Raw genomic sequence first — 20766 nt, forward strand, 5'->3', positions numbered from 1 at the left:
CTCAAAAGAAAGCGTTGAAAAACCCGGGTATTTCACAGAAAAAATAATTGCAGTAGTAATTAAAATAAAAATAGGTTGTACGAATGTGTACAACCTATTTTGTTTATCGTGCCAGTGACGGAGCAAATCCATACTGTTTTTTAAAGGCATGTGAAAAATGGGACAGGTCTTCAAAGCCTACTTCCAGAAAATATCGGTTTCACTTTTTCATTTTAAATTTCTATAGCAAAATTAGGATGGATTTCCGGTGTCTGTTTTGTTTAAAATGCCAAATAACTTGGCTCAGAATTTCATTAATCATCTTTATTCATTAAGGCGAATACAACTCAACTTCGTTAATTTCTCAGAATAAGCTGTTAAACTGTTTGTAGGTTGTTCTGCGAATAAGTAATTTTGAAAAATTTTCAATTTGAAGCCTACTATTTCCATTGTTGTTGCCATTTATAACCGAAAAGACGAACTTTTTGAGCTGCTGACTTCTCTTACCCAGCAGACGGATAAGGAGTTTGAGCTTATAATCGTAGATGACGGTTCCCTGATCGATCTGAAACCCACCATCAAAAATTTTGAAGGGATTCTGGATATTAAATATTTCAGAAAGGATAATTCCGGGCCTGGACTGACCAGGAATTATGGAGCAGCAAGAGCCACAAATGAATGGCTGGTATTTGTAGACAGTGATGTTATCGTTGAAAAAGATTATATCGAACATATTAAAAACGATATCCCGGCCATTCCCTGTGATGCGTTTGGAGGAGCAGATAAAGCTCATAAAGGATTCAATCTGATGCAGAAGGCGATCTCGTATTCCATGACCTCTGTTTTTACCACAGGAGGAATCAGAGGAAATAAGAAAGCGGTTTCGAAGTTTCAGCCCAGAAGTTTTAATATGGGTGTGAAAAAGGCAGTTTTTGAAAAAGTAGGCGGATTCTCAGAAATGCGAATAGGTGAGGACCCGGATTTATCTATGACACTCTGGGAAAATGGTTTTACCACTGCTTTTTTTGACGATATTGCTGTATATCACAAACGTAGAGTTGATTTTGGAAAATTCTCCAAGCAGGTCTATCAATTTGGATGTGCAAGACCCATTCTTAATCAGAGGCATCCTAATTATGTGAAGATTTCCTTTGCGTTTCCGACCTTATTTATGCTGGGATATATGATGGGCTTTCTGGAATATTTTATAATGGGAAGAGGAATCATTCTTGCTTTTTATGGATTGTATACTTTTCTGGTGCTTTTTCATGCTTTATTGCTCACTAAAAATATCAGTATTGCCGGTATGGCAGTTATTTCCACGTATATTCAAATGTTTTCTTACGGCTATGGGTTCCTAAAATCATGGATACTGCTGAATGTTTTCAGAATAAAACCCGAGGATGCTTTTCCGCATCATTATTATAAGAAGTGAAGTAACAAGAGGCAATGTCTGCAAAAGATAATTCAATAGGAATGGGGCTTAGCCTATTTATCAAATAAATAAAATCTTTCAGCGGCTTTAGCTAAAACCTATAAAAAATTATACAGGACGTTTGTCATTCGGATGAATCTAAACAGGCGGGTTTTGATAAAAAAGGCTGTTTCAACCGAAGCAGCCTTTTACAATAATAAATTTAGGATATAGAAATGTTTTCATGGTGGTTAAGAACTCCAACCTTCAGCATACATTCCTTCATTTTTTGGTAGGTTCTTTTAATATCGTGGTCAAGACCGATGGAGAATCTGATCAGTCCGTCGGAAATCCCTATGGAAGCTCTTTCTTCTTCCGGAATTTCAGAGGAAGTAGATCTCCCTGAGCATGAGAATAAGGTTTTATAGAATCCTAAGCTCACGGCAAGATAACCCAGATTTTCTGTCTGCATCATTTCCATCAGTTCATTGGCTTTTTCTGTTGTTCCGGCATCCAGAGTCAGTAGTCCTCCGTATCCGTATTCTTCATGAATCATGCTTTTCATTAATTCATGGTTTTTATGAGAGGGTAATCCGGGATAAGAAACCTTTAATCCATCTTTTTCAAATCTCTCAGCAAGATACATCGCATTGTGGCTGTGCTGTTTTATTCTGATATGCAATGTTCTCAGGTTTTTTAAGATACTTGAAGATCTTAAACTGTCCATCGTTGGTCCAAGAAGCATACACGCCCCGGAATTTACATTTTTAGTATCGTCAATAAATGCCTGTGTTGCACAATATACACCGCCTACCGTATCACTGCTTCCGTTGATAAACTTCGTCAGACTGTGAATCACAACATCTGCCCCGAATAGTGTGGGAGAGATAGAAAGCGGCGAGAAAGTATTGTCAACAATCAGTTTCAGGTTGTGTTTTTTACAGATTTCAGAAAGTTTTCTAAGGTCTGCTACCTCAAGAAGCGGGTTGCTCACACTTTCACAATAGATAACTTTAGTATGGGGAGTGATTGCTTTTTCTATAGCTTCAAAATTATTGATATCAACAAACGTTGTGGATACATTAAACTGAGGGAAGAAATTTTTAAGGAAAGCATACGTTCCTCCGTAGATGGTTCTGCTTGAAATAATATGGTCTCCACTTTTGCACACCTGCATTAAGACAGAAGTAATTGCTCCCATTCCGGATGCTGTAACGTTGGCAGATTCTGTGTTTTCCATCTTGGCAAGAGCCTGGGCCAGATAAAGGTTCATCGGGGATGAATGTCTGGAATACAGGTAGCATCCTTCAGCATTTCCTTCGAAAGTATCAAACATGGTCTTTGCAGAAAGGAAGGTGTAGGTAGAGCTGTCAGAAATAGAAGGATTCACTCCTCCGAATTCACCAAAATACTGGAGATCCTGGATCTCATTGGCTGCGTTAAAGTTTTCCATAAATATTGTTTTTATTTTATTGTTCCAATTTGCATTAATTTCCTAATAATTACAATATAAAATTGAATTTATAGATTATAAAACTGTAAAATGTTGTTTATTTAGAAAAAAAAATTAGTATCTTCGGGATTGTTAAATTTTTACCAAAAATATATCTATGGAACTTGACGAAACTGATAAGAAACTCTTGTTTTTTTTACAGGAAGATTGTAAACAAACCACAAAAGAACTGTCCGGGAAGCTTGGATTATCTGTTACAGCAATTTATGAGCGTGTAAAAAAGCTTGAAAATGCAGGGGTCATTTCAAAATATGTAGCCTTGCTGGACAAAAGTAAAGTTAAGAAAAATTTTATTGTGCTGTGCCATGTAAAACTAAGCCAGCATAAAAAAGAATTTGTTCTGCAGTTTGAAAAGGAGGTAATGGATCTTCAGGAAGTTACAGAATGTTTTCATGTAAGCGGAGATTACGATTATATCCTTAAAATAGGAGTAAAAGATATTGAAGACTATCGCAGCTTTATGCTGACAAAGCTTACGACGCTTCAGCACATCGCAAGCACGCACAGCTCATTCATGATTTCCGAAGTGAAAAATACAACGGCGATCGTATTATAGATTGTAGGTTGTCCGTGATTATAGATCTCCTTTTGTCATTTTATCAATGAAATAATGAAGTTTTTTAATCTCGGTTCTGCCCCTGTTTTTATCATTCAGAAAACAGGTAGTTACAATAACTATTTTTAAATCAGGAATGACACAGATAAGCTGTCCGCCATATCCGGTTGCTACGAAAGCCTGGTGTCCGTTGGTTTTTCTCCGCCACCAGTAATAGCCGTATCCGTTGGCATCCGGCATGACATCCCAGGAATCCAGTTTTACCTGTTCAGCTGTGGATTCCTGAATCCATTTTGAAGAGACGATCTGTCTGCTGCCAAGTTTTCCGTTATTCAGAATCATCAAACCAAATTTCATCATATCTTCAGGCTTCATAAACATTTCCGAACCGGCAACATTTCTGTTCATGGAATCGGTGTCCCATCGGGGAACATTGATCTTTAATGGTTTAAAAAGATTTTCTGCAGCAAATTGTTTCAGGTTGGTCTTTACAATTTTTGCCAATGCAGCTCCGAAAAGATGGGTTTCACCGCTGTTATAGTTGAATACAGTGCCGGGATATTCTTCAAAAGGCAAATCCAGTACAAATTTTACAGGATCACCGGAAAATAACATGGCTGTTGAAATTTTTGAATTCTCAATCCAATCGAAACCACCCTGCATGGTCAGCAGATTCTTTAACGTTAATGTATTTCTGATTGAATCGTGAACTACCTTTCCTTCTATGTTCGAAATGTTTTTAAAGCTGCTTCTTGAAACATTGTATTCCGGAAGAATTTTTAAAACCGGGGTATTAAGATTGGGAAGTAAGTTTTTATCTTTTGCAATACCTGCCAGAACAGAGACGATACTTTTGGTCACAGACTTTATACTGAAGACGGTTTCTTTGCTGGCTCCATGAAAATACTGTTCATAAATTACCTTGTTATTCTCAGAGACAACGAAAGATCCCAAAGAAGGGATGCTGTCATTAATTTCTTTGGTAAACCGGTCTGTAAATTCCTTTGGTAATTCTTTATTGAAGGCTGTCTGTGATTTCACATCAGGGCAGAGTAGGGTAAGACATAGCATTGTCAAAACCTGAAGTACTTGCTTGAATCTCATTGTTTAAAATGGAGGGATAAATAATTAGCTGGTGAAAAAGTAAAAACTAAATCGACCTGGTAAGAATCAACATGGCTGATGCTTTCAATGCCTCTAAATTATGAAAAACAATGAACTTTTAATAGGTTTTAAAAAAATATTTTAAGATTTTACTGTGATTCTGATTATAATATTCAGTTCTTTAAGAATTAATAAATTACACTAAAACTCCGTTTTTGGAAGAAATAGGATCAGGAAGATCAGTTTCTCCGCTCATCTGAAGAAGGTCTATTTCAATGGCTCTGCAGATCGAAAGCATAGGAACATCAAACATTAATCCTGCAAAAGGATTTTCAGAATAATCTCCCACCAGTTCCATGATGATGTAGATCCATCCGATGATGATACAGAACGGAATAGAGGTCCATATTCCCCAGTCACCCAGTTTTGCAAACTCATTAACTAATCCCAGTGGAAGAAGCATAATAAAGAGGATGTTAAAAACAAAGGCTGTACTGGCAAACTGTCTTGGAGAAGGAAATTTCTTGATTCTTTCCGCCTGCCCCTGGAAATTATAGAATTCATTCAAACTGTTCTGCAGCTGAGTCTGGTTGAAATCTGTGATCGCATTCATGTTTTTCAGTTCATTGATATCTTTTGCCTGCTGAGCAATCAGATAAGTGGCAAAGTTCTTATAATCATCTTTAAGTTCATATTCTTCTTCTGAAAGATATTTATGCAGGAAAATAGGGGCTCTTCCGTAATCCGGAAAACCTGCTTTAATCAGCCTGTTTCTTCTCAGGTTGATATTCCCGAATTTATTATTTTCCGTACTGATATGCTCCCATTCCGTAGGAACCAGAAGCTGTTCACGGAAAGTGTATAGCCACGCAATATGACGGTAAACGATTCTTCTTTTGCGGTCTTCAAGATCAAAAACACCAATTTCTTCATTTTTGGTATCAAAGGCATATACCATTGAAGCAAAAGAACGGCTTGAGTTCACAATTCCACCCCAGATTTTTCTGGCTTCCCAAAGTCTGTCGTAAGCCTGGTTGTTTTTAAAGCCCACAAGGAAGGCTTCTGCGGTACCAATCAGTGCAACAGGAACCCAGGGAATCGTCATCCACTGCCAGTTGAAGAAATAGAACAGAACAGCAATAAGGGTACACCAGATCGAAATCAGAATGAGATGAAAACCTGATAAATTGAGCACCTGCTTATAATTGACGTATTTGGTTGTGATCATAAAGATGAATGTTTTTTGCGTGTATAGACAAAATAAATACCAAACTGTGACTGATTTGTTTTGTAATACCTGGCCGATAATAGATAATCAAATTTTCTTGGTTTATAATGGGCTAGAATTGAGATTGATAATCTTACATAAAAATAGTGAAAAACTGGCATAAAAAAACCTCTAAAAATTTTAGAGGTTTTAAGTTGATGTAAATGTCCCGTCCTGAAATAGCGATACACAAAAAAACAATCGTTATGGAAGAAAACTTAGAAACGCGCTATGTCAAGCGTACCCAGAAAGATTACAGTTTGAATTTGAAACTTCAAATTGTAAGAGAAATAGAAACGGGAAAATCAGGAATTACAGACAGTCGGAAAAAATATGGTATACAAGCACGCTCAACAATTGTTAGTTGGTTGAGAAAATATGGTACCTTTGATTGGGAATACCAAACACCATTTACCATGAAAAAGACTCCTGAACAGCGTATCATGGAATTAGAGGCAGAAGTTAAAGTGCTTGAAAAACAGAAAGCATTTTTAGAGAAACAGGCTTACATTGCTGATAAAAAAGCTATATTTTTTGATATGATGATAAATCTTGCTGAGAAAGAATATGATATTGATATCAGAAAAAACTCATCACCCGAACAATCACCAACTTCCGCAGTGAAGAAAAAGAAACCATAGTTTTTACCTGCGAATTGTTCGGGTTGGATAGACAAGTCTATTACAGAAGTATCCGAGGATATAAACGCTCACAAAGCAAAGCATTAAAAGTAATAACCCTCGTAGAAGATATCCGCATAAAAATGCCAAAATTAGGAGGTCGAAAGCTATATTTTATTTTGAGGGAACCTTTAAGATCTCTGAAAATAGGAAGGGATAAGTTCTTTGATATTTTGAGAGCTAATCATTTATTGATCACATCAAAGAGAAGCTATCATATCACAACCAATTCTCATCATAGATTCAGAAAACATAAAAATCTGATTTTGGAGTACTGTATCAACAAACCCAACCAGGTGTGGGTAGCAGATATTACCTATATTGGAAACAGGAAAAAACCGAGTTACTTAAGTCTGATAACTGATGCTTATTCTAAGAAAATTGTAGGTCACTATGTTGCAGATAATCTCAATACGGAAAGTAGCCTGATGGCATTGAAAAAGGCATTAAAGAACAATAAAACTGATAAAGAATCATTGATTCATCACTCTGACAGGGGATTGCAATATTGCTCAAATGAGTATCAGAAAATATTGATAAAGCATAAGATAAAATGCAGTATGACACAGAACTCTGATCCTTATGAAAATGCTATTGCAGAGAGAGTAAATGGTATTTTAAAACAGGAATTCGATATTGATAAATATGATATTGAGACTTCAATGAGAAGAAAAATTGTGGAGCAATCCATTAGCATCTATAATGAGTTCAGACCACATTTTTCAAATCATTATTTAACACCAAATCAAATGCATGAACAGTCCAAATTAAAAATGAAAACTTATAAAACAAAAAACCAAAGCAAAAGTAAATTTACTCTGGTTTAATTATTTATTTTTATCCTTTAATTTGTATCATTATTTCAGGACTAGTCAAAAAATTAATATTTCAGCATTTCTTCAATTTTATGGCTGAGCTTCTCAGCATTTGGAAGCATTTCTTTTTCCAGTACCAGATTGATAGGAACAGCAGGAACATCCAGTGATCCCATTGTTTCTACAGGTGCATCAAGATATTTAAAGCAGTTTTTAGAAATACGGTGAGCAAAAGCTTCTGCAAAAGAGTTGTTCAGCTGTTCTTCCGTTAGAACAATACACTTTCCATGCGCTTTTACTCTTTCAAAAACAAGTTCTTCATCAAGAGGAATTAATGTTCTTAAGTCAATCACCTCAACTCTTCCATTGAAGTTTTTGACTGCTTCTTTAGCCCAGTAAACTCCCATTCCGTAAGTAATTACTAGTAAGGTTCTGCCTTTTGCTGTTTCATACTGATCAGCTTCAATGATCACTTTTCCTTTTCCAAACGGAAGAACATAGTCTTCAGCTGGCTCAATTGTTTTAGCATCTTCGGTTCCCGGAACTTTACTCCAGTATAATCCTTTGTGTTCCAGCATTATTACAGGATTCGGATCATAATAGGCTGCTTTTAATAAACCTTTGAAATCGGCAGCATTACTTGGATATGCTATTTTGATCCCTTTAATGTTGGCTAAGATACTTTCAACACTTCCACTGTGGTAAGGACCGCCTCCGCCATAGGCTCCGATAGGAACGCGGATAATATTGCTTACAGGAAATTTCCCACCGCTTAAATAGCTGGATTTTGAAATTTCTGTAATGAGCTGGTTGATTCCCGGGTAAATATAATCTGCAAACTGAACCTCTACGATTGGTTTCAGTCCTACAGCACTCATTCCGGCGGTAGATCCAATGATATAAGCCTCCTGAATCGCGGTATTGAATACTCTCTTGCTTCCGAATTTTTTCCCTAAAGTCACCGTTTCACGGAAAACCCCACCGATTCTTTCTCCTACGTCCTGTCCGTAAAGAAGGGCTTCAGGGTGTTTCCACATTAATTCCTGTATGGCGTGAATGGCAGCATCTACCATTACAATTTTTTCTCCGTTGGCAGGTTCACGTGTTCCTGTTTCCTCTGTAATTGGGGTAGGAGCAAAAACATGCTGCATTACTGTTTCAGGCTTTGGATCTTCAGCGTTCTTGGCTCTTTCAAAAGCTTCTTCTGCTTCAAGACGGGCTTTTTTAGTGATTTGCTTTAAAAGGTCCTCATCAGCACCTGTTTCCAATAAATGTTTTCTAAGGATTTCCCCCGGATCTTTAGCTCTATGTTTTGTTAAATCTTCCTCATCTCTATAGAATTCTCTTCTTACTCCGGAAGTGTGATGCCCGATCAATACGGTTTTTGCACAGACAACCAATGGTTTTCTTTCTGTTCTTACAAAATCCACGGCTTTTTTCATGGCTTCGAAACTTTCCACGAAATCGGTTCCGTCTACTCTCATTCTGCTTAATCCGGTGAATCCTGCTACAAAATCATAGGCATCACAGGTTCTTGCCTCATCCTTTGTTACGGAAATTCCCCATTCGTTATCCTGAACCAGGAAAATAATAGGAAGCTGGTGTAATGCCGCAAACTGCAAAGCTTCACTCACTTCACCTTCTGTAACGGAATTATCTCCGAGGCTGCATACCACAACAGGATTATTCTCAAAATTCTGAAGATTGAAATCCTGGATATATTTGATTCCCTGTGCTACTCCTGTCGTAGGAATAGTCTGCATTCCGGTTGCAGAACTCTGATGAATGATTTTTGGTTTGTTTTCATCCCTGCTTGAAGGGTGAGAATAGTAAGATCTCCCTCCCGAAAAAGGATCATCAGCTTTAGCCAGCAACTGAAGCATCAATTGATAAGGTTCAAAACCAATTCCCAAAAGAATACTTTCGTCTCTGTAGTAAGGAGAAACCCAGTCTTCTTTCTTAAGTTGATAAGCTGTTGCAAGCTGTATGGCTTCGTGACCTCTGGAAGTGCTGTGAACGTATTTACAGACATTTCTGTTTTCTTCGTAAATATCGGCCATTGCCTTAGCCAGCATCATATGATTATATGCTTTCAGTAATATATCCTGAGAAACTTTTTCGTGAAGTGCATTTTCCATAGGAAGCAAATATACATAAAAAAACAAAATACTAACAACTGTTAGTATTTTGTGAAAAATATTTGTTTATATAGGTTATTCCTTGATCACCTTTTTAGAAATAGTATCTTTGTCTGTTTTTACTTCAATGATGTAGATTCCTTTCGTATACGCAGATAAATCTATTGTTTCTTTATCGTTATTAATGGTACCGCTGTGTAATTTTTTACCTGAAAGATCATATATATTGAAAGTAGACTTCTTAGGTGCCTTCAGGATATTAGTGATATCTTTTACAATTGTTGGTGCGATTGCTATACCTTCCAATGTCCCTGATCCTGCTTCTTTGGTTCCCAGTACTTCAGTAAACCCTGTTGCAATGATGGAGTAGTTCTGAGGAGAAATGGCGCTTGGGGAAGCATTGTTTTTCAATGTACCTTTGTGGGAAATTTCAATTCTGTAAGCAGCTCCGGGCGTTGGATTATCGATCACTACCTGTTCTACGTTATCTACTGTATTGTCTCCTTTTGTAGCAGGTACCATTGGGGATAATGCATTTAATTTCCACGGTTGATAAATTGTACCTGTTACAGTATCAATAATTCTTAAATCTAAATCGTTTACCAATCTGGAAGTCCTGTTATTATAAGCTTCTGTCCATGTTAGGTTTTCAGAGACTATGTATTCAGGGTCAATCCAGGAAATGGTTACTTTAAGAGGTTCATTTCCTGAAGCAGTGACTGTTTTTTTGTTTACTGTTCCATTATTGAGTGTCTCATCATTGAAAATAATGGTATTATTTGATTTTCCAACCAATAATTCTGCTCCTTTTTTAGCATTAATATATCCCCAGCCATTCCATGGATCCGGGCCAACTGTTCCTGCCTCCGATGCAGAATGAATCATCAATGTTTTTGCTGCTGCAGCATTAAGTTCAAGAGCAGGATAAAGCTGTTTGTAAATCTGCATCCAGACACCTATGATTCCTGTGACAATAGGCCCTGAATATGAAGTTCCGCTGCCTGAGCTGTATGTGCTGCTGCCTGTTGTGTTTTGAGCTGTAGAGGCATGTATTACATTGGTCCCGGTAGTGATAATATCTGGCTTTATAGCGCCGTCATCTCTAGGACCGGCGCTGCTGTAGTTTGATTTTATAACATCAGAAGAGGAGGAGTATCTTTTGTCACTCGCAGTCAGAATATCTGAGGCGCCAACTACAATAATATTTTTTGCCAAAGAACCGGAGCCGATGCAGTCATATCCTAAGGCACAATTATTTTGCGGTATCGTATCTGTAGCGGCAAATGCTACCAGATTTCCTGTAGTGTTTCTATAGTATTTATTAGCGTTACTTCCGGCAGGCCCCATTCCATATGAATTTCCTGCAGATTTTACGATAACATAAGTGGGATTGGTGTATACTATATTATCATAATTCTGGTCATCGGTATAATAGGTTCCCTGTAGATCAGCGCTGGTTCCCGGACTTTCAAATGAACCTCCCCATATCCAAAAAATACCCAGCAAATTACTCCATCCAGGGTTGGTGCCATATGAATGGTTGGATATTTTAGGCTGTGCTAAAACTATTTTTTCATATAATGTACTGGCGGTGGAACTTCCTGATAGTATTGTGGTTGAGAAGGCATAATTGTCAAAAGTTGAGTTTTGAGCTATTCCTCTTAAGTTCGTTAAACGGGTGGTTCCATTGGTGAAAGTAAAGGTGTAAGGAAAATCCTTGGCACCGATAAATCCAGTAACCGCAGTGGAATGAGCACTATAGTTCATTGTGCTGTCTTCTTTATTATTTACTCTGCCTGTTGCATTATTAAAAAGTTCATGTCCTTCAAATGCTCTTCCACCGTCAAAGATGGTGTATTTAATATTTTCGCCGTTAAACGAACCTGTTAGCCCGTTGATTGTACCGTTCTGTAAAAAGTCTGCATTAGAATTTTTTATTTGATCCAAATCATCAGCCTGATAGAAATAAGGTTTTCCGCCAGGATCAAATCCTGCCAGGTTTTTTCGCTGTTCTTCAATCTCTTTAAGAGTTTCAGGGTTCTTATTATACTCAAAATGTTTTGAGAGATACAGGTCAAATTTTTTGTTGTTTTCCATTCTTTGCCGTTCCAGTTCTCTTTTTAAGATTTCATTGTTGTTTTGAGCATTCATGACAATAGCTGCCAGAATACTGATCGAAATAAAGATTTTTTTCATGATTGTATTTATTATGATTAGGTATTATTAAATCTATATAAAAATAATTATTGTTTCGAATAATAATCAAGTAAATATGCTTTTTGTTAATTATTTAAATTGATTATTGGTGTTTTGTGAATGAATTAACATTTTCATTGGTATTAATAGTTTTTATTTTATAAAATATCTGAAATCAACGGGTTATTTTGTAAAAAAGCAGCTGTAAAAAGCCTGGAATTAACGTTCTCTGGTCTATTTTATATTTAATTATCACTTGATGGGGATTTTTAAGAAATGAGAATGCGAAATTTTAACGTTATAAAAAAATTAAGGCTTTAAATTTTTTTAAGGAAGCTGGATGCTTATATCTAAGACAAAGGTCATGATTAGAAAAAAATGAAGTAACTTTACATTCTCTTTTATAAAAAAGTTAGAACATTATATGTATTTAATTTTTGACACAGAAACAACAGGTTTACCAAAAAATTTCAACGCTCCGCTTTCAGATTCGGATAACTGGCCAAGAATGGTCCAGATTGCATGGCAACTGCACGATGATGACGGAAACTTGCTTGAAAACCAGGATTATATTATAAAACCTGAAGGGTATGATATTCCCTTCAACGCTGCACGTATTCACGGAATTACAACCAAAATTGCCAATGAAGAAGGACGTGATCTTCAGGAAATCCTTGAAGAATTTTCTAAAGTTCTTGAAAGAGTAAGGGTTGTTTCCGGACATAATGTGGAATTCGACTATAATATTGTAGGAGCAGAATTTTACAGAAAAAACATGCAGGATAACCTTCAGGAAAAACCCAAAGCAGATACCATGATTTTGGGAACCGACTTCTGCCAGCTTGGCGGAGGCCGGGGAGGCCGATTCAAACCTCCGAAACTTGAAGAATTGTATGAAAAGCTGTATGGAAATAAGTTTGATGAAGCCCATAATGCTGCTGCCGACGTAAATGCTACAGCCAGAGCTTTCTTTGAAATGGTAAGAATTGGTGTGGTTCCTGCTGAAACATTAAAAATTTCAGAGGACCAGCTGGCCTATTTCAGGAGTCTTTACCCGGATCCTATTAAGCCTTTTAACATTGTTATCAGAAGGCAGGTTGCCGATTTTCATAATAAGAAAAAGCAACAGGACTTTGGAAGTATTGATGAAATTGATTTAGGTAAATATTTCAATTTTGATAACCACAGTGTTTTCTCTACCCTGACGGCTACATCAAGTATCAATGATCTTATTAAAAAAGCTTCAGATGAAAATTTCCCTGCTGTCGGAATGGTAGACCTTGGGAACATGATGGGCGCATTTAAGTTCGTTTCAGCAGTGGAAGGAGCTAATGGTGACAGAGCTAAAAAACATAAGGAATACCTGGCGAAAAAACAGGAAGCAGAAGAAAGCGGAACAGAATTCAATGAAGAAGAACCTGTTTCCGAGCCGCTGATTCCAGTTGTAGGATGTGAATTTTATATTTCAGAACGGTACGAGCAGAAGCAGTTTACCAAAGATGATCCCGACAGGAGAACGCAGGTGGTGCTTTTGGCAAAAGATTTTAACGGGTATAAAAACCTGGCAAAGCTTTCCAGTATCGGTTTCCTTAAGGGATTCTATTTTGGAGTACCAAGGATAAGCCGTGAGCTGATTGCACAGTATAAAGAAGGTATTATTGCTTTGACTTCCGGAATTATGGGAGATATTCCTGATGCCATTTTAAATACCGGTGAACAAAAAGGGGAAGAGCTTTTCAAATGGTGGAAAGAGACTTTTCAAGATGATTTCTATGTTCAGATTCAGAATCACAATCTTCCTGAAGAAGAGCATTTAAATGAAGTACTGCTCTATCTGGCAGATAAATATAATGTTAAAATATTAGCGCAGAATGAAACTTTTTATACCAATAAAGATGATGCCAATATTCAGGATATTGTAAGCTGTATCAAAGATGGTGAAAAGCTGACAACGCCTATAGGAAAGGGGTTTGGTAAAAGAAGAGGTCTCGCGACCGGTGAGTATTACATCAAAAGCTCTGATGAAATAAAAGAAGCTTTTCTGGCTTATCCGGATGCATTTGATGCCTATGAAGAATTTACGGCAAAATTTAAACCCTATACTTTAAAAAGAGACGTACTTCTTCCTAAGTTTGATATTCCTGAAGAATTTATCCATCCGGAAGATGAGGTAGACGGAGGAAAAAGAGGGGAGATGGCTTATCTTACCCATCTTACTTATGAAGGAGCAAAAAGAAGATATGCAGATACCGGAATTACTGATGGAATCAAAGAGCGTCTTGACTTTGAACTTGAAGTAATTGCGAATACCGGTTATCCGGGATACTTCCTTATTGTTCAGGACTTTTGTAACGAAGCCCGGAATATGGGGGTTTGGGTAGGTCCCGGAAGGGGATCTGCGGCCGGATCTGCAGTGGCATACTGTATTGGAATTACGAATGTAGACCCTATTAAATATGATCTCCTTTTTGAGAGATTCCTGAATCCTGAAAGGGTTTCGATGCCCGATATTGATATTGACTTTGATGATGAAGGAAGAGACAGGGTTATTAAATGGGTAATTGAAAAATACGGACAGAGTCAGGTAGCACAGATTATTACGTATTCGGTTCTTGGAGGAAAATCTGCTATTAAAGATGCCGGAAGGGTGTTGGATGTTCCAATTCCTGATACGAATAATATTGCCAAGCTGATTCCTTCCACACCAGGGATGAATATAGCAAAAGCTCTGGCGAAATATGATAAACTGAAACCGGAAGAACAGATGCTTGTGGATGAAATGAGATATGTTCTGAGCAGTCCGGATGATGCGCGTCACGGGGTTTTGGCCAGTGCTAAAAAGATGGAAGGCTGTATCAGGAATACGGGAATTCACGCCTGTGGGGTGATTATTACTCCTGAGGATGTAAGTAACCTGGTTCCGGTAACCATTGCAGCGAAAGATGCGGATATTCTGGTGTCACAGTTTGACAATTCCGTTGCGGAAAGTGCCGGACTTCTGAAGATGGACTTCCTGGGGCTGAGAACTCTTACGATCATTAAAGATGCCTTGAAACTGGTCAAGGCCAGACATGGAGTTGATATTGACCCGGATCTTATCCCGCTTGATGATACCAAAACGTATCAGTTATTTAAAGAAGGAAGAACAGTAGGGATTTTCCAGTATGAAAGTCCCGGGATGCAAAAATACATGAGGGAGCTTAAGCCAACGGTTTTTGCCGACCTTATTGCCATGAACGCCCTTTATCGTCCTGGTCCGATAAAATATATTCCAAACTTCATCAACAGAAAGCATGGGATTGAAGAAATCGTGTATGACTTACCTGAGACTGAAGAATATTTAAAAGAAACATACGGGATTACCGTTTATCAGGAGCAGGTAATGCTCTTGTCCCAGAAACTGGCCAATTTTACCAAAGGTGAAGCCGATACCTTGAGAAAGGCAATGGGTAAAAAGCAGATCGATGTTCTTAATAAAATGTACCCGAAATTCATTGAAGGAGGTAGAAAAAACAACCTGAATGAAGAGAGGCTGGAAAAAATCTGGAACGACTGGAAAGCTTTTGCAGAATATGCCTTTAACAAATCCCACTCCACATGTTATGCATTTATTGCTTACCAGACCGCCTTTTTGAAAGCCAATTATCCGGCAGAATACATGGCGAGTGTGATGAGTAATAACATTAACAATACAGATTCTATAACCATGTTCATGGAAGATTGTAAAAGTATGGGAGTGGATGTCCTAGGACCGGATGTAAATGAATCACAATATAAATTCTCTGTAAACGAAAGAGGGCAGATCCGTTTCGGATTGGGAGCCATTAAAGGAATTGGTGAAGGTCCGAGTGAGGCTATTACAAGAGAAAGACAAAACGGAAGATTTAAAAATATTTACGATTTCTTTGAAAGAATAATGCCTTCACAGATGAATAAAAGGGTGGCGGAGAGTTTGGTGCTCGCTGGTGCTTTTGATGAATTGGATTCTTTCCACAGAGGTCAGTATTTTGATATTGATATGGCTGGAAAAACAAACCTGGAAAGACTGATCAGATACGGGCAGAGTTTCCAGGAAAGTAAAAATGAGATGGAGCACTCTTTATTTGCAGATTTTGCGGAAGAGGTTCAGATTGAACAGCCAAAACTGGCACCATGCCCGGAGTGGCCGAATATGCATAAGCTTAATAAAGAAAAAGAGATTATTGGTTTCTATCTTTCTGCCCATCCATTGGATGAGTTCAAATATCAGTTCCAGTTTATACAGGGACAGCTTTCCAAGAAAGCGGTGCTGGAAAAAGATGTGGAAGAGAAAATCGTAACGGATGAAACTCCTGTTCTTGAGCAGGATTCCCTGGATGATGCCGTTGATCTAATTGAGATCGTTTCTGATGATATAGCTGCAGGAGAGGAGGAGATAATTGAAGAAGTAACTAAGAAGGCAGAACCAAAAGGTGCCTTTTCATTCCTGAATCTTGATGAGGTAGACGCTTATAAAGAACAGGCTTTTGCCAATAAGCAGGAGGAATTGTTTGAAGAGAAAAAGAAAGACTGGAAAACCCTTCAGAAGGAAAGAGAAAATGGTGGTGGCGGAAAAGAATATACTGTAGCCGGTCTTATTACGGAGTATAGGGTTCAGGATGGATTCCGAAGTGGAGAAAAGGTAGCTTTTGTTACCCTGGAAGATTATTCCGGATCATATTCATTCAGATTGGGCGACAGGGATTATATGAGGCTGAAGGAGAAGCTTGAGGTTCAGAGATTTGTCATTTTTAAGATAAAATTTGCTCAGGTAAAAGATGGAAGAGTCTTTGTGAATGTAAATGATGTCATAGAGCTTCAGGAAGCATTTGAACGGTTTGCAAAAAGTATATCGCTGGTGATGGATGTTATGGATGTCCGACCGGAAGATCTTGACTTTTTCAGAACGGTTCTTGACAGGAACAAAGGAAATCAAAAGCTAAAATTCTTTATTAAAAATCTTGAAGATGATTCACACATTGAAGTGCAGTCTATGAAACATTCGGTAGATCTGAACGGGGATCTGATTAAAGAAATTCAATTGTTGAATAAATATGAGTTCTATTTGAATTAAAACTAGAACTCATATACTGATTTAGAAGAGTGGCTTTGGCCGCTCTTTTTTTTGTTTGCGTAATGAGAATATTAATGAAAAATTTTAAGTATATTTTTATGTTAAATAGAAAAATTTTCTGAAGTCTATTTTAATGGTATAATAATTTAAATATCTGATTTCTATGTATTTAATATTTTTCAACAGATTGCGAAATAAATATTAAAATTAAATAAACGTTTGATTTTTTTGTGTTTTATTGTTGTTTTTATCTGTTTTAGTTTAAAATTTTATGATATTTTTTAATTTTTCATTTAAAATTTAAATTAATATTTATAAATTTACTGCCCAAACTTTTATTATTACTATTTTATGAAGAAATTACTACTTTCGTGTCTGACAGCATTTTATTACTGCGTGTCTGCACAGGTTGGTCCGCCTCAGCTTACCATCCCTAATACAAGTAACGGATACGGCTTTGCCCAGTCTTCCGGAACGTATACACCATTATCTTCAAACAGAACAATATGGCAGTCCGGTGCTACAATAGGAACAGACTTAGTATCAGGAGCTATTCCTTTGCCAGGTTCTTTTACTTATAATAATCAGAAATATAATTCTGTTTATATCAGTAATAATGGCTTTATTACATTCGGAACTCCCGCATCCAGTTCTACTTACACCGGATTATCTTCTGATATTTCACCGACTACGTATGAGGGGGCTTTTGCAGGCTTTGCAACCAATCTTCGCCATGCCAATACAACTACGTCTGAAATTGCCTATGAAACAGTCGGCTCAAAATTTATTGTACAGTATACAGATGTACAAGGCAATTCGGCGTCTTCGGCACAGCTTCTTAATTTCCAGATTCAATTAGATCTGAATGCCAAAACAATTGCCATTGTTTACGGAAACTGTGTTTCAGGAGCTGCAACCCTTACTGGACAGGTAGGGATCAGAGGATCAGAGAGTTCTGATGTTAATAATTTAAGTGGAACAAACTGGACTTCTCTTGCTGCAGGAAGTGCAAACAGTTCTACAGCGACTTTAGGAACTGCAAACGGAACAACAGTTCCAGCTTCCGGACTGACCTTTATTTATACCCCGGGAACATGGCAGAATCCACCGGCAGCATATGCAGCATTACCTTTCACTGAAAATTTTAGTACCTGGGCGGATGGTAATTCAACTTTAGACCTGCCAAATGCCAATTATTGGAGAACATGGCCGGCAAGAGGAGATAATTCGTGGAGACAGAGTGATATTGCAACAACCGGTTTCACTTCTGCTTCAGGGTGGACTGGTTCCAGCGGTTCTTCTACAGTTTCTACTCCTGCAATAGCTCCCGCTGCCAGATTCCACTCTTACAACTGTCAGTATGCGTCCGGATATATGGACCTATATGTAAATCTATCTTCAGGTTCCGGTAACAGATATTTAAGTTTTGATTATATCAACCCTTCAGGAACTGATGTCTTGAAAATTCAGCTTTCTACTGATGGTGGGAATACATTTACAGATGTGGGTTCTACTGTAGGTGTCGCTGCATCATGGGCACCTTACTTTATAGACTTAGGGTCATCAAGTCCGACTGCAATCGTAAGATTTCTAGCCAAAGGAGATAACGGAAGTGATGATATCTATGTAGATAACGTTAAAATATCAGCCATTACAGTTCCGGAGTGTACCGTCATTACAACCCCGGCCAATGCAGCAACAGGAGTCTCTGTAACCCCAACTATCAAATGGAATCCTACAGCAGGAGCAACTTCTTATAAACTAAGTCTGGGAACAACTCCTGGGGGAACTAATGTGATGAACGCGGTAGACGTAGGAAATGTAGTTACCTATACGCTTCCTGCTGCAAATCAATTATTATACAATACGACCTATTATGCGACTGTACAGCCTTCTAGCAGCAACGGAACTGCCAGCGCCTGCAACCCGCTGTCATTCACCACTAAAAATATTGGCTGTCCTTCTGTAAGTGCCCCTGCATCATCTGCAACAGGACTTTCTGTAACCCCTACAATCACTTGGGGAGCTGTAACAGATGCAACCGGATACAAACTGTCCATAGGCACAACAACTGGCGGAACTGATATAATGAATAATGTTGATTTAGGAAATGTAACAACCTATACACCAGCTAACCCGTTAAACTATTCAACAAAATATTACTATACGGTGAACGCTTATACACCAACAAGTAATTCAGCCTCTTGTACAGAGCGTAATTTTACAACGGTTTGTACCTCAGAAAATGCTCCGACGGCGTTGCAAAATTTTACCGCATTCACTCCAATGTGCTGGTCAGTGGCTAAAGGAGATGTAACCGCATCGTCTACTCTGACTTATGGATCAAGCAAATGGGCCACTGAATTAGGATTTGCAAATGCAGGATCTAATGCAGCCGTAAGGATCAACCTGTATGGAACCAATACCGGAGACTGGTTGATTTCTCAGCCAATTAACCTTGGGTCTACTCCGGGAATGTATAGAGTGAAGTATAAAATGGCTGTTACAAATTATCTGGGAACTACTTCGCAAACAACGTTGGGCACTCATCAGGTGAGAATTATTGTTTCTACAGATGGCGGTACTACATGGAGTAATACGAACGTTATAAAGACGTATACAGGAGCAGGAACATATTCTAATACCAGTCAGACAGAAATAATCAATCTTGCAGGATATTCAGGAAATATTAAAATTGCTTTTGTTGCGACTACAAGTTCCAATACCCCGGATATTGATTTCCACGTTGATGACTTTGTGGTTGAAGCTATACCAACATGTCAGGAACCAGCTTCTCCAGTAGTTGCCAACCCTACCGTTTCCACAGCAGACTTATCCTGGACAGCACCATCTACGACGCCGGCTAACGGATACGAATATTATTACAGTACAAGCAGTACACTGCCTACTGTTTCTACACAAGCAAGTGGAACAAGTAACACAACTTCAGCTCTTTTATCGGGATTGGCTTCAAGCAGTACGTATTATGTTTGGGTAAGATCCGTTTGCATCGCAGGGGATAAAAGCCCTTGGGTAGGACCGGCTGTTTTCAATACAGTTTGTGCTACAGTGACTGCTCCGTTCTCACAGAACTTTGATGCCGGAATTTCTCCTAATTGCTGGAACAATGTAAACCCTACAGCAACAACTACTGATGCAAACCTTTTCTGGAAATTCTCAGGAGCTGCAGACTATGGGGCAAGTCCTGCCAATAACCAAAAACCGGCAGGAACATATGCATGGGTAGACGCTAGTTCACCATATACGGGAGCAGGTGCCAATACTGTGCAGCTGATTACTCCTTCTGTGAATTTAACAGGATTAACTGCGCCGCTTGTTTCTTTTGATTGGTTTAAAAACCATTCTACATCAGCTACTACTACAGTTTCGCCTTCTACTTATGATAATAATAAACTTACAGTAGAGGTAAATGATGGAAATGGCTGGGTAGTTATATTCAGTGATAATACTAACTTAAACCAATGGAGAACAGTGGCTGTTCCTTTAGCTGCTTCTTATATCGGGGCAACTATTCAGGTGAGATTTACGGTAGATAAAAATGTGAGTGGTAACGGATATTACTTTGATGATATTCTTTTAGATAATCTTGAAATAAAGCAAAATCCTAACTTGGCAACTTCTGAAACTGCAGTGAAAGCTGATAAGATTAATGTATATCCTAATCCGTTTAAGGATACATTAACAATTTCTGATGTATCCAGGGTACAGTCTGTTTCAATCGTTGATGTTTCCGGAAGACTGGTTAAAACCATTGAAAAACCTTCTTCTGAACTTCAGTTGAGAGATCTGAAAGAAGGATTATATCTGGTTGTTTTGAATATGAAAGACGGATCTAAACAAACGGTTAAAGCCATTAAAAGATAAATAGCTTTCTTAAAAAATAGAGAAAAGGGACTGCTCAGTTTGAGCAGTCTTTTTTTATGAGTGGAATTGCGTTTTATTGAAGGAAAAGTTTTATTCGTTATCATATAATTAATAAAATTATTTTTTT

General features: G+C 37.9%; 12 protein-coding genes. 6 read left to right on the forward strand and 6 right to left on the reverse strand.

Features of this window, described 5'->3' with window-relative positions; all coding sequences use genetic code 11:
- Window positions 1-103 precede the first annotated feature (103 nt).
- Window positions 104-187, reverse strand: a complete 84-nt coding sequence (locus ACP3T3_RS21575; protein ID WP_426480001.1) for an AraC family transcriptional regulator — start codon at window positions 185-187, stop codon at window positions 104-106.
- 222 nt (window positions 188-409) lie between these two features.
- Here ACP3T3_RS21575 and ACP3T3_RS21580 point away from each other — a divergent pair, with 222 nt between their 5' ends.
- Window positions 410-1414 carry a glycosyltransferase gene (locus ACP3T3_RS21580; RefSeq protein WP_426477757.1) on the forward strand — a complete coding sequence of 335 codons (1005 nt, stop codon included), beginning with the start codon at window positions 410-412 and terminating at the stop codon, window positions 1412-1414.
- 202 nt (window positions 1415-1616) lie between these two features.
- Here ACP3T3_RS21580 and ACP3T3_RS21585 read toward each other — a convergent pair whose 3' ends face one another.
- The gene (locus tag ACP3T3_RS21585; protein ID WP_426477758.1) at window positions 1617-2846 is read right to left on the reverse strand and encodes an aminotransferase class I/II-fold pyridoxal phosphate-dependent enzyme; all 1230 of its coding nucleotides are present in this window, start codon (window positions 2844-2846) and stop codon (window positions 1617-1619) included.
- Window positions 2847-3003: 157 nt separating this feature from the next.
- Here ACP3T3_RS21585 and ACP3T3_RS21590 point away from each other — a divergent pair, with 157 nt between their 5' ends.
- Window positions 3004-3462 (forward strand): Lrp/AsnC family transcriptional regulator, encoded by a 459-nt coding sequence (locus ACP3T3_RS21590; protein WP_047432467.1) that lies wholly within the window; start codon window positions 3004-3006, stop codon window positions 3460-3462.
- An 18-nt stretch (window positions 3463-3480) separates the two neighbouring features.
- Here ACP3T3_RS21590 and ACP3T3_RS21595 read toward each other — a convergent pair whose 3' ends face one another.
- Together ACP3T3_RS21595 and ACP3T3_RS21600 are read right to left on the reverse strand one after the other, a co-directional pair.
- On the reverse strand, window positions 3481-4566 hold the full coding sequence (locus ACP3T3_RS21595; protein ID WP_426477759.1) for a serine hydrolase domain-containing protein: 1086 nt from the start codon (window positions 4564-4566) through the stop codon (window positions 3481-3483).
- Window positions 4567-4762: 196 nt separating this feature from the next.
- Window positions 4763-5794 carry a bestrophin family protein gene (locus ACP3T3_RS21600; protein ID WP_426477760.1) on the reverse strand — a complete coding sequence of 344 codons (1032 nt, stop codon included), beginning with the start codon at window positions 5792-5794 and terminating at the stop codon, window positions 4763-4765.
- 245 nt (window positions 5795-6039) lie between these two features.
- Between ACP3T3_RS21600 and ACP3T3_RS21605 the strand changes: the two genes are divergently transcribed.
- Both ACP3T3_RS21605 and ACP3T3_RS21610 read left to right on the forward strand, forming a co-directional pair.
- Entirely contained in the window at window positions 6040-6474 is a 435-nt protein-coding gene (locus tag ACP3T3_RS21605; RefSeq protein ID WP_426476642.1) for a transposase, read from the forward strand.
- Window positions 6475-6497: 23 nt separating this feature from the next.
- Window positions 6498-7340, forward strand: a complete 843-nt coding sequence (locus tag ACP3T3_RS21610; protein ID WP_426476643.1) for an IS3 family transposase — start codon at window positions 6498-6500, stop codon at window positions 7338-7340.
- 53 nt (window positions 7341-7393) lie between these two features.
- Here ACP3T3_RS21610 and ACP3T3_RS21615 read toward each other — a convergent pair whose 3' ends face one another.
- Together ACP3T3_RS21615 and ACP3T3_RS21620 are read right to left on the reverse strand one after the other, a co-directional pair.
- Entirely contained in the window at window positions 7394-9466 is a 2073-nt protein-coding gene (locus ACP3T3_RS21615; protein ID WP_426477761.1) for an alpha-ketoacid dehydrogenase subunit alpha/beta, read from the reverse strand.
- A 75-nt stretch (window positions 9467-9541) separates the two neighbouring features.
- Window positions 9542-11662 (reverse strand): S8 family peptidase, encoded by a 2121-nt coding sequence (locus tag ACP3T3_RS21620; protein WP_426477762.1) that lies wholly within the window; start codon window positions 11660-11662, stop codon window positions 9542-9544.
- 424 nt (window positions 11663-12086) lie between these two features.
- Between ACP3T3_RS21620 and dnaE the strand changes: the two genes are divergently transcribed.
- Window positions 12087-16754: a DNA polymerase III subunit alpha gene (dnaE, locus tag ACP3T3_RS21625; protein WP_426477763.1), complete on the forward strand. Its 4668-nt coding sequence runs from the start codon at window positions 12087-12089 to the stop codon at window positions 16752-16754.
- Window positions 16755-17105: 351 nt separating this feature from the next.
- On the forward strand, window positions 17106-20639 hold the full coding sequence (locus ACP3T3_RS21630; protein WP_426477764.1) for a T9SS type A sorting domain-containing protein: 3534 nt from the start codon (window positions 17106-17108) through the stop codon (window positions 20637-20639).
- Window positions 20640-20766 lie beyond the last annotated feature (127 nt).

The sequence above is a fragment of the Chryseobacterium sp. CBSDS_008 genome (assembly GCF_049959325.1).
In the GTDB taxonomy this organism is placed as follows: Bacteria; Bacteroidota; Bacteroidia; order Flavobacteriales; family Weeksellaceae; genus Chryseobacterium.